The 15,344-nt window shown below is 72.5% G+C and carries 1 protein-coding gene; it reads left to right on the forward strand.

The window, feature by feature from the left end; all coding sequences use genetic code 11:
* Nucleotides 1-28 precede the first annotated feature (28 nt).
* Nucleotides 29-15,337 carry a type I polyketide synthase gene (locus POF43_RS34815; protein WP_282704454.1) on the forward strand — a complete coding sequence of 5,103 codons (15,309 nt, stop codon included), beginning with the start codon at nt 29-31 and terminating at the stop codon, nt 15,335-15,337.
* Nucleotides 15,338-15,344: the final 7 nt, after the last annotated feature.

Below are 15,344 nucleotides of genomic sequence, written 5' to 3' on the forward strand. Positions count from 1 at the left end.
CCAAGCCAATCGACGAAGAGGACTTCCGGTGACGATCGAAGAAAAGCTCCGCGACTATCTGCGGCGGGTTACCGCGGACCTGCACGAGACCCGCCGGCGCCTGCGCGAGGCGGAGGCCGCGGAGCCGGAACCGGTCGCCATCATCGGCATGGCCTGCCGCTACCCCGGAGGCGTCACCTCCCCCGAGCAGCTGTGGGACCTGGTCGCCGCCGGCTCCGACGCCATCTCCGGGTTCCCGGCCGACCGCGGCTGGGACGTGGAGAACCTCTATGACCCCGACCCCGACGCGCCCGGCAAGAGCTACTCCCGGCAGGGCGGCTTCCTGCACGACGCGGCCGACTTCGACGCGCCGTTCTTCGGCATCAGCCCGCGTGAGGCGCTGGCGATGGACCCGCAGCAACGCCTGCTGCTCGAGGTCTCCTGGGAGGCGCTGGAACGGGCCGGCATCGAGCCCGACGCGTTGCGCGGCAGCCGGACCGGGGTCTTCGCCGGCGTCATGTACGACGACTACGCCTCCCGCCTGCGGCGGATACCGGAGGACCTGGAGGGCTACATCGGCAGCGGCAGCGCCGCCAGCGTGCTGTCCGGCCGCGTCGCCTACACCCTCGGCCTGGAGGGCCCGGCGATCACGGTCGACACGGCGTGTTCGTCGTCGCTGGTGGCGCTGCACCTGGCGTGTCAGGCGCTGCGCCAGGACGAGTGCACGATGGCGCTGGCCGGCGGCGTCACCGTGATGTCCACCCCCAGCACCTTCGTCGAGTTCTCCCGTCAGCGCGGTCTGTCCCCCGACGGCCGGTGCAAGTCCTTCGCCGCCGCGGCCGACGGCACCGGCTGGGGCGAGGGCGTCGGCATGCTGCTGGTGGAACGGCTGTCCGACGCGCAGCGGCTGGGTCACCGGATTCTGGGTGTGGTGCGGGGCAGCGCGGTCAACCAGGACGGCGCCAGCAACGGTCTGACCGCGCCGAACGGCCCCTCGCAGCAGCGGGTCATCCGGCAGGCGCTCGCCAACGCGCGGGTACCGGCCGGCCAGGTCGACGCCGTGGAGGCGCACGGCACCGGTACGTCGCTGGGCGACCCGATCGAGGCGCAGGCGCTGCTGTCCACCTACGGGCAGGACCGTGAGAACCCGCTGTGGCTGGGTTCGGTGAAGTCCAACATCGGCCACGCGCAGGCCGCGGCCGGTGTCGCCGGCGTCATCAAGATGCTGATGGCGATGCGGCACGGTGTCCTGCCGGCCACTTTGCACGTCGACGCCCCGTCCCCGTACGTGGACTGGTCGGCCGGTGCCGTCTCGCTGCTGACGGAGGAACGGCCGTGGCCGGCGGCGGAGCACCCGCGCCGGGCCGGTGTGTCGTCGTTCGGCATCAGTGGCACCAACGCCCACGTCATCCTGGAACAGGCCCCCGCGGAGGAGGCGGAGGAGGTCGAGCGCGGACGTACTCCGGCGGCCGTGCCGTGGGTGGTTTCGGCGCGTGGTGAGGGTGGTCTGCGGGCGCAGGCCGCGCGTCTTGCCGCGTTCGTGCCCACCGCCGATCCGGTCGACGTCGGCCACGCTCTGGTCTCGACCCGTGGTGCGCTGGAGCACCGTGCCGTTGTCCTGGGTGCCGATCGGGCCGAACTGGTGGCCGGGTTGGGGGCGTTGGCCGACGGCGGCGAGGGTGCGGGTGCGGGTGTGGTGTCGGGTGTGGGGCGGGCCGGGGTGCGGACGGCGTTGCTGTTCGCGGGGCAGGGGTCGCAACGAGCCGGTATGGGGCGGGAGTTGTACGGGTCGTTCCCGGTGTATGCGGCGGCGTTCGACGAGGTCTGCGCGGAGTTGGATGCGCAGGTGGGGCGGTCGGTGCGGGAGTTGGTGTTCGCCGCGGATGATGTGGCGTTGCACGAAACGGGGTTGACGCAGGCGGCGTTGTTCGCTGTCGAGGTGGCGCTGTTCCGGTTGGTGTCGTCGTGGGGTGTGGTGCCGGATGTGTTGGCGGGGCATTCGGTGGGTGAGGTGGTGGCGGCGCATGTGGCGGGGGTGCTGGATCTGCCGCAGGCGTGTGAACTGGTGGCGGCGCGGGGGCGGTTGATGCAGGCGTTGCCCGGTGGTGGGGCGATGGTGTCGGTGCAGGCGCCGGAGGCCGAGGTGCTGGCGGCGATCGAGGCTGTGCGGGACCGGGTGGCGGTGGCGGCGGTCAACGGGCCGTCGGCGACGGTGATGTCGGGTGACGAGGATGTGGTCCTGCGGATCGCGGGGGAGTTCGCCGCCCGTGGTGTCAAGACGCGGCGTCTGCGGGTGAGTCACGCGTTCCACTCGCCGCACATGGACGCGATGCTGGCGGAGTTCGGTGAGATCGCCGGGCGGCTCACCTTGCGTGAGCCGGTGATCCCGGTCGTCTCCAACGTCACCGGAACCCTGGTCGAACCCGGTCAACTCACCGACCCCGGGTATTGGGTCGAGCATGTGCGGCGGGCTGTGCGGTTCGGCGACGCCATCACCGCCATGCGTGACCAGGGCGTGGGCCTGTATCTGGAGATCGGGCCGGACGCGACGTTGACCGCGATGGCCCAGCAGGTCCTCGACGGGCAGGACGCGGCGCCGGTGGTGTTCGCCCCCCTGCTGCGCAAAAAGCACAGCGAGACCCGATCCTTCGTGACCGCGTTGGCTCGTGCCTTCGTGACCGGGGTGGACGTCGACTGGACCGCCGCGTTCACCGACGCCGCACCGCGCCCGCTGGAGCTGCCGACCTACGCCTTCCAGCGCGAGCGTTACTGGCTGGAGGCCGGGGCCGGCGCGGGGAACGTCGCGGAACTGGGCCTCGGCGACCTGGGCCACCTGGTCCTCGGCGCCGGTGTCGAACTGCCGGGCTCCGGGGGCTTCCTGTTCACCGGCCGGCTCTCCCGCGCCTCGCACGACTGGCTCGCCGACCACACCGTGCTCGGCTCCGTGCTCGTGCCGGGCGCCGCCTTCGCGGAGCTGGCGGTACGCGCCGGTAACGAGGCCGGGTGCGGCCGGGTCGAGGAACTGACCCTTCAGGCACCGCTGTCGGTGCCCGAGCGCGGCGGCGTCCGCCTCCAGGTGGTATTGGGTGGCGCGGAGGACTCCGGCCACCGCACTGTCGAGATCCACTCGGCCGCCGACGACGCCGAGTGGGTCTGTCACGCGGTCGGCACCGTCGCCGCCGCGACCCCGGCCGACTTCGACCTCACCGCCTGGCCCCCGCCGGGCGGCGAGCAGCTCCCGGTCGACGGTTTCTACGCCGGCCTGGTGGAACGCGGATACGCCTACGGGCCGGCGTTCCAGGGCCTGCGGGCGGCCTGGCGGCACGGCGACGACGTCTTCGCCGAGGTCGAACTGCCCGAGGGACGCGGCACGGGAACCGGCACGTTCGAGATCCACCCCGCGCTGCTCGACGCGGCCCTGCACGGGCTGCTGCTGGCGGGCGACGCCGCCGCCCCGCCCCGCCTGCCGTTCGTGTGGGGCGGAGTGTCGGTCTTCGCGGTCGGCGCGACCCGGGTGCGGGTCCGGCTGACTCCGGCCGGGGACGATGTCTGCACGGTGCGGATCGCCGACGGCACCGGCGCCCCGGTCGCCGTCGTCGACTCCCTCGTCGTCCGGCCGGTCGACCCGGGCCAGCTCGCGCCGGCCACCGGCGATGGCAACCTTTTCGAGGTCGTCCGGCAGGAACTCCCGCTCGCCCCGGTCCCGTTCGCACCGGAGCGCTGGGCCGTGGTCGGTGCCGACCCCCTCGGCATCGCCGGCGGCCTGGGCATCGCCGCGCACGACGGGCTGGACCAGGCGGCCGGCGCCGCCGACGGCACCCCCGAGGTGGTCGTCGCCGGTGACTTCTCCGGCACTGCCGCCGAGGCCCGTGAAGTGGTGCGCCGGGGGCTGGAGTTGGTGCAGGGGTGGTTGGCGGAGGAGCGGTTCGCGCCGTCGCGGTTGGTGGTGGTGACGCACGGGGACGTCGCGGGTGCGGCGGTCGCGGGCCTGGTGCGGTCCGCACAGGCGGAGCACCCGGGCCGGTTCGTGCTGGTGGACCTGGACGCCGATGCGGCTTCGTGTGCGGTGCTCCCTGCGGTGATGGCGTTGGACGAGCCGCAGGTCGAGGTGCGCGCCGGTGTGGTGAGCGTGCCGCGGTTGGTGCGTGCGCGGTTGTCGGGCGGGGAAGCACCGGTGTGGTCGGCGGACGGGACGGTGCTGGTCACCGGTGGTACGGGGACGTTGGGTGCGTTGGTGGCCCGTCATCTGGTGGACGTGCACGGGGTGCGGAGCCTGGTGCTGGCCAGCCGTCGCGGTCCGGCGGCGGACGGTGCCGAGCATCTGCGTTCCGAACTGGCCGCGTCCGGTGCGGCGGTTGAGGTCGTCGCGTGTGACGCCGCCGACCGTGACCGTTTGGCGGAGGTGGTCGGCGGGATCGGGAAGCTGACCGGGGTCGTGCACGTCGCCGGTGTGCTGGATGACGCTGTGGTGACGTCGTTGACGGCGGAGCGGTTGGACGCGGTGTTGCGGCCGAAGGTGGACGCGGCGCTGAACCTGCACGAGGTGACCAAGGGCCTCGATCTGGACGCGTTCGTGCTGTTCTCCTCGATCGCCGGCGTGCTCGGCGCGGCGGGCCAGGGCAACTACGCCGCCGCCAACGCCTTCCTGGACGCGCTGGCGGAGGAACGCCGGGCGGACGGACTGCCGGGCCTGTCGCTGGCCTGGGGGCTGTGGGAGGACACCAGCGACATGACCGCCCACCTCGGCGCGGCCGACCAGCAGCGCATCTCGCGGCTGGGTGTCGCCCCGCTGCCGTCCCAGGACGGCCTGCGACTCCTCGACGCCCTCACCGCGCACGGCCGGGGCGCCTACGTCCCGGCCCGCCTGGACTTCGCCCGGCTTCGCAGCCGCGCGGCCGGCGGTGACCTTCCCGCACTGCTGCGGAGCCTGGTGCGGACGGCACCGCGCCGTGCCGCGCGCACCGCCGACGCCGGCGCGGACCCGCTCGCCCTGCGCCTGACCGCCCTGCCGGCCGGCGAGCGGGACGCGTTCCTGCTCGACCTGGTGCGCCAGCAGGTCGCCGGCGTCCTCGGCCACTCCACCCCCGAATCCGTCCAGCCCGCCCAGGCGTTCAAGGACCTCGGGTTCGACTCGCTGACCTCCGTCGAGCTCCGCAACCGCCTCAACTCCGCCACCGGCCTGCGGCTGCCGGCCACCCTGGTCTTCGACTACCCGACGTGCGACGCCCTCGCCGGATATCTCCGGGACGAGGTGCTGGGCAGCCGGGAACCGGAGCGGCCGGCCCCGGCCCCGGCGGCGGTGGCCGACGGCGAGCCCATCGCGATCGTCGGCATGGCCTGCCGCTACCCGGGCGGCGTCAGCTCGCCCGAGGACCTGTGGGACCTGGTCGCCGGCGGCGGTGACGGCGTCACCCTGTTCCCCGCCGACCGCGGCTGGGACATCGGCGGACTGTACGACCCGGACCCCGACGCGGCCGGCAAGAGCTACGTCCGAGAGGGTGGATTCCTGCACGACGCGGGCGAGTTCGACGCGGAGTTCTTCGGGATCAGTCCGCGGGAGGCGCTGGCGATGGACCCGCAGCAGCGGCTGCTGCTGGAGGTGTCCTGGGAGGCGCTGGAACGGGCCGGGATCGACCCCGACGCGTTGCGCGGCAGCCGGACCGGTGTCTTCGCCGGTGTGATGTACCACGACTACGCGACCGGCACGAACGGCCTGCCCGAGGGCCTGGAGGTGTACGCGAGCAGCGGCAACACCGGCAGCGTGGTGTCCGGCCGCATCTCCTACGCACTCGGCCTCGAAGGCCCCGCGGTCAGCATCGACACGGCGTGTTCGTCGTCGCTGGTGGCGTTGCACCTGGCGTGTCAGGCGCTGCGGCAGGGCGAGTGCACGATGGCACTGGCCGGCGGTGTGACGGTGATGGCGACGCCGGAGACGTTCGTGGCGTTCTCCCGCCAGCGCGGCCTGGCCCGCGACGGCCGCTGCAAGCCGTTCGCGGCAGCCGCCGACGGCACCGGCTGGGGCGAGGGCGTCGGCATGCTGCTGGTGGAACGGTTGTCCGACGCGCAGCGGCTGGGTCACCGGATTCTGGGTGTGGTGCGCGGCAGCGCGGTCAACCAGGACGGCGCGAGCAACGGTCTGACGGCGCCGAACGGCCCCTCGCAGCAGCGGGTGATCCGGCAGGCGCTGGCCAACGCCCGGGTGACCGCCGACGGCGTCGATGTCGTCGAGGCGCACGGTACGGGTACGTCGCTGGGTGACCCGATCGAGGCGCAGGCGTTGCTGGCGACGTACGGCCAGGAGCGCGGTGAGGACCAGCCGTTGTGGCTGGGGTCGATCAAGTCCAACATCGGTCACACGCAGGCTGCGGCCGGTGTTGCTGGCGTCATCAAGATGGTGATGGCGATGCGGCATGGTGTTTTGCCGGGGACGTTGCATGTTGATGAGCCGTCTCCGCATGTGGATTGGTCGGCGGGGTCGGTGTCGTTGTTGACGGAGGCGCGTCCGTGGCCGGAGGTGGCGCGTCCGCGTCGGGCGGGGGTGTCGTCGTTCGGTATCAGTGGGACCAATGCGCACGTCATCGTGGAGCAGGCGCCGGCCCGGCCTGAGGAGGACCGTGTGCCTCAGCCGGGTCCCGGAGTGGTTCCGTGGGTGCTGTCGGCGCGTAGTGCTGCTGGTCTGCGTGGGCAGGTCGAGCGGCTCGCGGAGTGTGGTGCGGGGGCCGGTGATCCGGTGGATGTGGGTCATTCGCTGGTGGTGGGTCGGGCGTCGTTGGAGCACCGGGCTGTTGTGGTGGGTGCGGGGTGCGAGGAGTTGGTCGCACAGTTGCGTGGCGAGGGTGTGGTGGCGGGTGTGGGGCGTTCGCGTCCGAAGGTGGCTTTCGTCTTCCCCGGTCAGGGTTCGCAGTGGGCGGGTATGGCGGTGGAGTTGATGGCCGCTTCTCCCGTGTTCCGTGGGCGGATGGTGGAGTGTGCTGCGGCGCTGGAGCCGTTTGTTGATGGTTGGTCGTTGTTGGAGGTGGTGGAGGGGGGTGTGTTTGATCGGGTTGATGTGGTGCAGCCGGTGTTGTGGGCGGTGATGGTGTCGTTGTCTGCGGTGTGGGAGTCGTTCGGTGTGGTGCCGGATGTGGTGGTGGGGCATTCGCAGGGTGAGATCGCCGCGGCGTGTGTGGCGGGCGGGTTGAGCCTTCAGGACGCCGCTTTGGTGGTGGCGTTGCGGAGTCGGGCGATCCGGGTGATCGCGGGGCGTGGCGGGATGCTGTCGGTGGCGTTGGGTGCTGATGCGGTGGGTGAGCGGTTGGGGGAGTGGGCGGATCGGGTGTCGATCGCGGCGGTGAACGGCCCGTCGTCGGTGGTGTTGTCCGGCGATGACGCTGCGTTGGAGGAGATCGCGTCCCTCTGGGCCGAACAAGGGGTGCGGGTTCGTCGGGTGCCGGTGGACTACGCGTCGCACTCGGCCCATGTCGAGGAGATCGAGGATCACCTGCTGGAGGTGTTGTCGCAGGTCAGACCGGTTACCTCGGCCGTGCCGATGTGGTCGACAGTCACCGGTGAAGTCACGGACACCGCCGGCATGGATGCCGCTTACTGGTATCGGAATTTGCGGAGTCGGGTGCGGTTCGCGGAGGCGGCTCGGGCGTTGGCGGAGCAGGGGCGTTACGTGTTCGTGGAGGTCAGCCCGCATCCGGTGCTGGCGATGAGCGTGCAGGACACGTTGGATGTTGTTGCGGAGGACCCGGCGGTTGAGGCGTCGTGCGTGGTGGAGACGTTGCGGCGTGAAGAAGGCGGTCTGCGGCGGCTGTTCACCTCCCTTGGCCGTGCGTACGTCAACGGGGTCGACGTCGACTGGACCCCCGCGTTCGCCGACGCTGCGCCGCGGGTGGTGGATCTGCCGACGTACGCGTTCCAGCACGAGCGGTTCTGGCTGGAGTCCGGTCAGGGGGCCGCGAAGGACGTGGCCGCCGTCGAATCCGTGGACAGCCGGTTCTGGGAGCTGGTGGCGAAGGGGGACCTGGGCGGTCTGGCCGGTGCGCTGGGGCTGGACGCCGACGTGCAGCGGGGCGTGCTGGCGCAGGTCGTCCCGGCGCTGGAGGAGTGGCGGCGGCACGACCAGGAGCGTTCGCTGGTCGACGGGTGGCGTTACGAGGCGGTCTGGCGCCCGGTCACCGTTGACGGCATCCGTGAGTTGACCGGCCGTTGGCTGGTGCTGGCGCCCGCCGGTGCCGTTGATGACGGTGTCGTGGCCGCGTTGGTGTCCGGGCTGTGCGGTCGCGGCGACGTCGTGACGCTGGAGGTCGGGCCGGGTACCGACCGGGCGTCGCTGGCCGCACGCCTCGGCGAACTCCTGCGGTCCGCCGACGGCTTGACGACGCCGGTGTCCGGGGTGGTGTCGCTGCTGGCGCTCGCCGGCGACGGCGACGCGGACGGCGACGCGGACGGCGACGCGGTGGTCGACGCCGGCGCCGGCGGCCTCGGCCTCTCCGTGAGCCTGCTCCAGGCGTTGGGTGATCTGGGGGTGGAGGCGCCGTTGTGGGCGGTGACGTCGGGTGCGGTGTCGGTGGGTGGGGCGGATGTGGTGCGTGATCCGTGGCAGGCGTTGGTGTGGGGGTTGGGTCGGGTGGCGGCGTTGGAGCATCCGGATCGTTGGGGTGGTCTGGTGGATGTTCCGGCGGAGGTGACCGGTCGGGTGCTGGATCGCCTTGTTGGTGTGTTGGTTGAGGGTGGGGTGGTGCGGGATCAGGTGGCGGTGCGTGCCTCCGGTGTCTTCGTGCGGCGGTTGGCGCCGGTGTCGGGTGCCGGTGTCGCGGGTGGTGAATGGCGCCCGGGAGGAACGGTGTTGGTGACCGGTGGCACCGGTGGTCTGGGTGCCGACGCGGCGCGCTGGCTGGCCCGGCAGGAGGGCGTGGAGCACCTGGTGCTGATGAGCCGCCGCGGTCTGTCGGCTCCCGGCGCGGTGGAACTGCGGGACGAGATCACCGGGTTGGGCGTCACCGTCGACGTGGTGACCTGCGACGTGGGCGACCGGGACGGATTGGCCGCCCTCGTGGAACGGTTCCGTGACTCCCTGACGTCCGTGGTGCACACCGCCGGTGTGCTGGACGACGGTGTCATCGACTCGTTGGAGACGTCGCAGATCGGTGGGGTGTTGCGGGCGAAGGTGCTGGGGGCCTGGTATCTGCATCTGTTGACGCGGGAGTTGGACCTTTCGGGGTTCGTGATGTTCTCGTCGCTGGCGGGCACGGTGGGTGTGCCGGGGCAGGGCAACTACGCGCCGGGCAACGCGTTCCTGGACGCGCTGGTGGAGTCCCGCCGCGCCGCCGGGCTGGCCGGCACCTCGGTGGCCTGGGGTGCCTGGGGCACCGAGGGCATGGCGGTCACCGGGCGGATGGGCGAGATGCTGCGCCGCCACGGCTGGCCCACCATGGACTCCGCACTCGCGCTGACCGCCATGGGCGAGGTCGTCGCCGCCGGTCTCGGATCGGTCGTGGTCGCCGACGTCGACTGGGGGCGGTACTACACCGCGTTCACCGCCACCCGGGCGAGTTCGCTGTTCGACGAGATCCCGCAGGTCCAGCGGCTCCGGTCGACCGGCACCCAGGACAGTGCCGACGAGGCGGGACAGCCGGAAACCGGACTCGCCGGGCGGCTGAGGGGGCTGTCCGCCGCCGAGCGGTTCCGTGCCGTGCTGGAACTGGTGCGGACCCAGACCGCGGCGGTCGCCGGCTACGACAGCGGTGACGCGGTCGAGACCGGGCGGGCGTTCAAGCACCTGGGCTTCGACTCGGTCACCGCTGTCGAACTGCGCAACCGGCTGAACGCGGCCACCGAACTGAAGCTCCCCCCGACCGTCATCTTCGACTACCCGACCCCCGAGGCACTCGCGAACTACCTGCTCGGCGAGGTCTCCGACGCCGTGTCGGCCGACGCGGCCGTGCCCGCCGCGCCGGTGGCGGTCTCCGACGACGAGCCGATCGCGATCGTCGGCATGGCCTGCCGCTTCCCCGGCGGTGTCGGCTCGCCGGAGGAGCTGTGGCAGCTGGTCAGCGACGGCGGTGACGCGATCACCCCGTTCCCGGCCGACCGCGGCTGGGACCTGGAGGGGCTGTACGACCCGGATCCCGACGCCGCCCGCAAGACCTACGCCCGGGAGGGCGGATTCCTGCACGACGCGGCCGAGTTCGACGCCGAGTTCTTCGGCATCAGCCCGCGCGAGGCGACCGCCATGGACCCGCAGCAACGCCTGCTGCTGGAAGTCTCCTGGGAGGCGTTGGAGCGGGCCGGCATCGACCCGGGGACGCTGCGCGGCAGTGCGACCGGTGTCTTCGTCGGTGCCACCGGCCAGGACTACTCGGTGCTGCTCAACAAGAGCGTCGACCAGACGCTGGAAGGCCCCATGCTGACCGGCGTGGCCGGCAGCGTGCTGTCCGGCCGGCTGGCCTACACGTTCGGTCTTGAGGGTCCGGCGGTCAGCGTGGACACCGCGTGTTCGTCGTCGCTGGTGGCGTTGCACCTGGCGAGCCAGGCGCTGCGCCGGGGCGAGTGCTCGATGGCGCTGGCCGGCGGCGTCACCGTGATGTCCACCCCGCAGACGCTCGTGGTCTTCGCCCGGCAGCGTGGCCTGGCGGCCGACGGCCGGTGCAAGGCGTTCTCGGCGGCGGCCGACGGCACCAACATGGCTGAGGGCATCGGCATGTTGCTGGTCGAACGCCTCTCCGACGCCGAGCGGCTGGGTCACCGGATTCTGGGGGTGGTGCGGGGCAGCGCGGTCAACCAGGACGGCGCGAGCAACGGTCTGACGGCGCCGAACGGTCCGTCGCAGCAGCGGGTGATCCGCCAGGCGCTCGCCAACGCGGGGGTGCCGGCCGACCAGGTCGACGCTGTCGAGGCGCACGGTACCGGCACCTCCCTCGGCGACCCGATCGAGGCGCAGGCGTTGCTGGCGACCTACGGCCAGGAACGCGGCGGGGACCAGCCGTTGTGGCTGGGGTCGGTCAAGTCCAACATCGGTCACACGCAGGCCGCGGCGGGTGTGGCCGGTGTCATCAAGATGCTGATGGCGATGCGGCACGGTGTCCTGCCGGCCACGTTGCACGCGCAGGAGCCGTCCCCGCACGTGGACTGGGCGTCGGGTGCGGTGAGTGTGCTGAGCCAGGCGCAGCCGTGGCCGCGGGGGGAGCGTCCGCGCCGGGCCGGTGTGTCGTCGTTCGGCATCAGCGGCACCAACGCCCACGTCATCATCGAGCAGGGCACCCCGGAACCGGTCCGTGGTCCGGGCGGGTCCGGGCCGGCGGCCGTCCTGGTGCCGTGGGCGGTCACCGCGCGCACCGAGGCGGGCCTGCGGGCCCAGGCCGGCCGCCTGGCCGACTTCGTCTCCGCCGGTGACAGCGACCCGGTCGACGTGGCGCACGCCTTGGTGACGGACCGCGCGGCGCTGGAGCACCGCGCCGTCGTGGTCGGCGCCGACCGTGCCGAACTGCTCGCCGGGCTGGGGGTGTTGGCCTGCGGCGTTGAGGGTGTGGTGTCGGGTGTGGCGCGGTCGCGTCCGAGGACGGCGTTCCTGTTCACCGGTCAGGGTGCGCAACGTGCGGGTATGGGGCGTGAGTTGTACGCGACGTATCCGGTGTACGCCGCGGCGTTCGACGAGGTGTGCGCGGGGTTGAACGCGCACCTGGACCGGCCGGTCGAGGAGGTCGTGTTCGCCGCGGCGGACCCCGATCTGGACCAAACCGGTTACACGCAGGCGGCGTTGTTCGCTCTCGAAGTCGCCCTGTACCGGCTGGTGTCGTCGTGGGGTGTGGTGCCCGATGTCGTCGCGGGCCACTCGATCGGTGAGTTGGCGGCGGCCCACGTGGCGGGTGTGCTGGAGCTGCCCGACGCCTGTGAACTGGTCGCCGCACGCGGCCGGTTGATGCAGGCGCTGCCGGCCGACGGCGCGATGGTGTCGATCCAGGCGGCGGAGACCGACGTGCTCAAGGCGCTCGAAGGACTCGACGGACGGGTGTCGGTCGCGGCGGTCAACGGACCCCGCTCGATCGTCGTCTCCGGTGACGAGGACGCCGTCGCCGAGGTCGCCGACCACTTCGCCCGGCAGGGCGACAAGACGCGGCGTCTGCGGGTGAGTCACGCGTTCCACTCGCCGCACATGGACGCGATGCTGGCGGAGTTCGGCGAGATCGCCGGCCGGCTCACCTATCGCGAACCGGTGATCCCGATCGTCTCCAACGTCACCGGAAGCCCGGTCGAACCCGGCCGGATCACCGATCCCGGCTACTGGGTCCAACACGTCCGGCAGGCCGTGCGGTTCGGCGACGCCGTCACCGCCCTGCGCGACCAGGGCGTCTCCCTCTACCTGGAGATCGGCCCCGACGCGACCCTCACCGCCATGGCCCAGCAGGCCCTCGGCTCGGACGACGCCGCCTCCGCGGTGTTCGTCCCGGTGCTCCGCGGGAACCACGCCGAGCCGCGCACGTTCCTGACCGCGGTCGCCCAGGCGTACGTCAACGGCGTCGAGGTCGACTGGACCGCCGCGTTCGCCGACGTGGTCCCCGCGCGGATCGAGCTGCCGACCTACGCCTTCAGCCACCACCGGTACTGGGTGGAGACCGGGACCGGCGCCGGTGACGTCGCCGGTGCGGGCCTCGGCGGCCTGGGCCACGCGCTGCTGGGCGCCGGCGTCGAACTGCCGGGCTCCGGCGGCCACTTGTTCACCGGCCGCCTCTCGCTGAGCACCCACGCCTGGCTCGCCGACCACACCGTGCTCGGCTCCGTCCTGGTACCCGGCGCCGCGTTCGTGGAGATGGCGGTGCGGGCCGGCGGCGAGGCCGGTTGCGGGTGCGTCGAGGAACTCACGCTCCAGGCACCGCTGGTGGTGCCCGAGCGCGGCGGTGTCCGGCTCCAGGCGGTGCTCGGCGCAGCGGACGAGTCGGGGCGGCGCACCCTTGAGGTGTACTCCGCCCGGGAGGACGCGGACGCCGTGTGGGTCTGCCACGCGGTCGGCACCGTCGCACCGGCGCCCGCCGCCGCGTTCGACCTGGGCGCCTGGCCCCCGCCGGGCGCCACCGCGGTGCCGCTGGACGGTTTCTACGACGACCTGCGGGAGCGCGGCTACGGTTACGGCCCCCTCTTCCAGGGCCTGCGGGCGGCCTGGCGGCGCGGCGACGAGACGTTCGCCGAACTGGAACTGCCGGAGCGGACCGGCACCGCGGCCGGATCGTTCGAGATGCATCCGGCCCTGCTGGACGCCGCCATGCACGGGCTGATGCTGGAAGGCGCCGGCAGCGGTGACACCGACGGCGCCGGCGGTCCGCTGCTCCCGTTCGTCTGGGGCGGCATCTCGGTGTTCGCCTCCGGCGCCACCCGGGTCCGCGTCCGGCTGGCACGTACCGGCGCCGACGCCATGTCGGTCCGGATGGCCGACGAGACCGGCGCACCGGTCGCCGTCGTGGAGTCCCTGGTCGTCCGCCCGGTCAGCCCCGAGCAGTTGGCGGCGGCGGCCGGCAACGACACGGGCAACCTGTACGAGGTCGCCTGGCAGGACGCCCCGGTCCCCGGTACCGGCGGCGACGGGGTCCGCTGGGCGGTCGTCGGCGACGACGCCCTCGGTGTGGCCGCCGGCCTCACCGCGGCCGGGCTGCCGGTCGCCGCGGTGTCCGACCTGACCGCGCTGTCCGGCCAGGAGCCGTCGCACGTGGCGGTCGTGGTCGACGGTGTCGCGGACGCGTCGGGTGTGCGGGGTGCGGTGGTCCGGGTGCTGGGGTTGGTGCAGGAGTGGTTGGCGGAGGAGCGGTTGGCGTCGTCGCGGTTGGTGGTGGTGACGCGTGGTGGTGTGGTCGGTGCGGCGGTCGGGGGTCTGGTGCGGTCCGCGCAGGCGGAGAACCCGGGCCGGTTCGTGCTGGTGGATCTGGACGGGGATGTGGCTTCGTGTGCGGTGCTTCCTGCGGTGATGGCGTTGGATGAGCCGCAGGTTGAGGTGCGTGGTGGTGTGGTGCGGGTGCCGCGGTTGGTGCGTGCGCAGTCGTCGGTTGCGGTTGCGCCGGTGTGGTCGGCGGAGGGGACGGTGTTGGTCACCGGTGGTACGGGGACGTTGGGTGCGTTGGTGGCCCGTCATCTGGTGGACGCGCATGGGGTGCGGAGCCTGGTGCTGGCCAGTCGTCGCGGTCCGGCGGCGGAGGGTGCCGAGGATCTGTGTTCCGAACTGGCGGCGTCCGGTGCGGTGGTTGAGGTCGTCGCGTGTGATGCCGCTGACCGTGACCGTTTGGCGGAGGTGGTCGGCGGGATCGGGAAGCTGACCGGGGTCGTGCATGTCGCCGGTGTGCTGGATGACGCGGTGGTGACGTCGTTGACGGCGGAGCGGTTGGAGGCGGTGTTGCGGCCGAAGGTGGACGCGGCGCTGAACCTGCACGAGGTGACCAGGGGCCTCGATCTGGACGCGTTCGTGTTGTTCTCGTCGGCGGCCGGGGTGTTCGGGGCGGCGGGGCAGGGCAATTACGCGGCGGCGAACGCGTTCCTCGACGCGTTGGCCGAGCAGCGGCAGGCGGAGGGCCTGCCGGGGGTCTCGCTCGCCTGGGGCCTGTGGCAGGAGCGCAGTGGCATCACGGGCGGGCTCGGCGACGCCGACCTGGCGCGGATGTCGAGCGGCGGCTTGATCCCGCTGCCGTCGCGGGACGGCCTCGCGCTGTTCGACACGGCGGTCGCCACCGGGCGTGCCGCCCTCGTACCGGCCCACCTGGATCTCGCCGGCCTGCGGGCCGGGGGAGCGGCGAACGGCGGTGTGCCCGCGCTGCTGCGCGGCCTGGTACGGGTCGTCTCCCGACGCGCGGCGCAGTCCGCGGAGGCGTCGGCCGCCACCCTCACCGAACGCCTGTCGGCCCTGCCCGGCGCCCCGGAGCGGGAGCGGTTCCTGCTGGACCTGGTGCGCAAGCAGGTGGCCGGGGTGCTCGGCCGTTCGGCACCGGAGGCGATCGAGCCGGACCAGGCGTTCAAGGAACTCGGGTTCGACTCGCTGACCTCCGTCGAACTGCGCAACCGCCTCAACTCCGCCACCGGCCTGCGGCTGCCGGCCACGCTGGTCTTCGACTACCCGACCTGCGGCGCCCTGGCGGAGTTCCTGATGGGCGAATGCGGAGTCGCCGGCGGCGCGCACAGCGGTACGGCACTCGACGACGACGGCATCAGGCGGGCCATCTCCGGAATCCCCCTCGCGAATCTGCGGGACGCCGGAGTCCTGGAAACGCTGCTGGAACTCGCCGGAGTGGGCGTGGAATCCGTGGAGGACGGGATTCCCTCGGAAGAACTGATCGACGACATGAGCGCCGAGAGTCTGATCCACATGGCGCTGGGCAATGCCCAGAGCGACGACTGATGCCCGG

Source organism: Streptantibioticus silvisoli, from assembly GCF_027947535.2.
In the GTDB taxonomy this organism is placed as follows: Bacteria; Actinomycetota; Actinomycetes; order Streptomycetales; family Streptomycetaceae; genus Streptantibioticus_C; species Streptantibioticus_C silvisoli.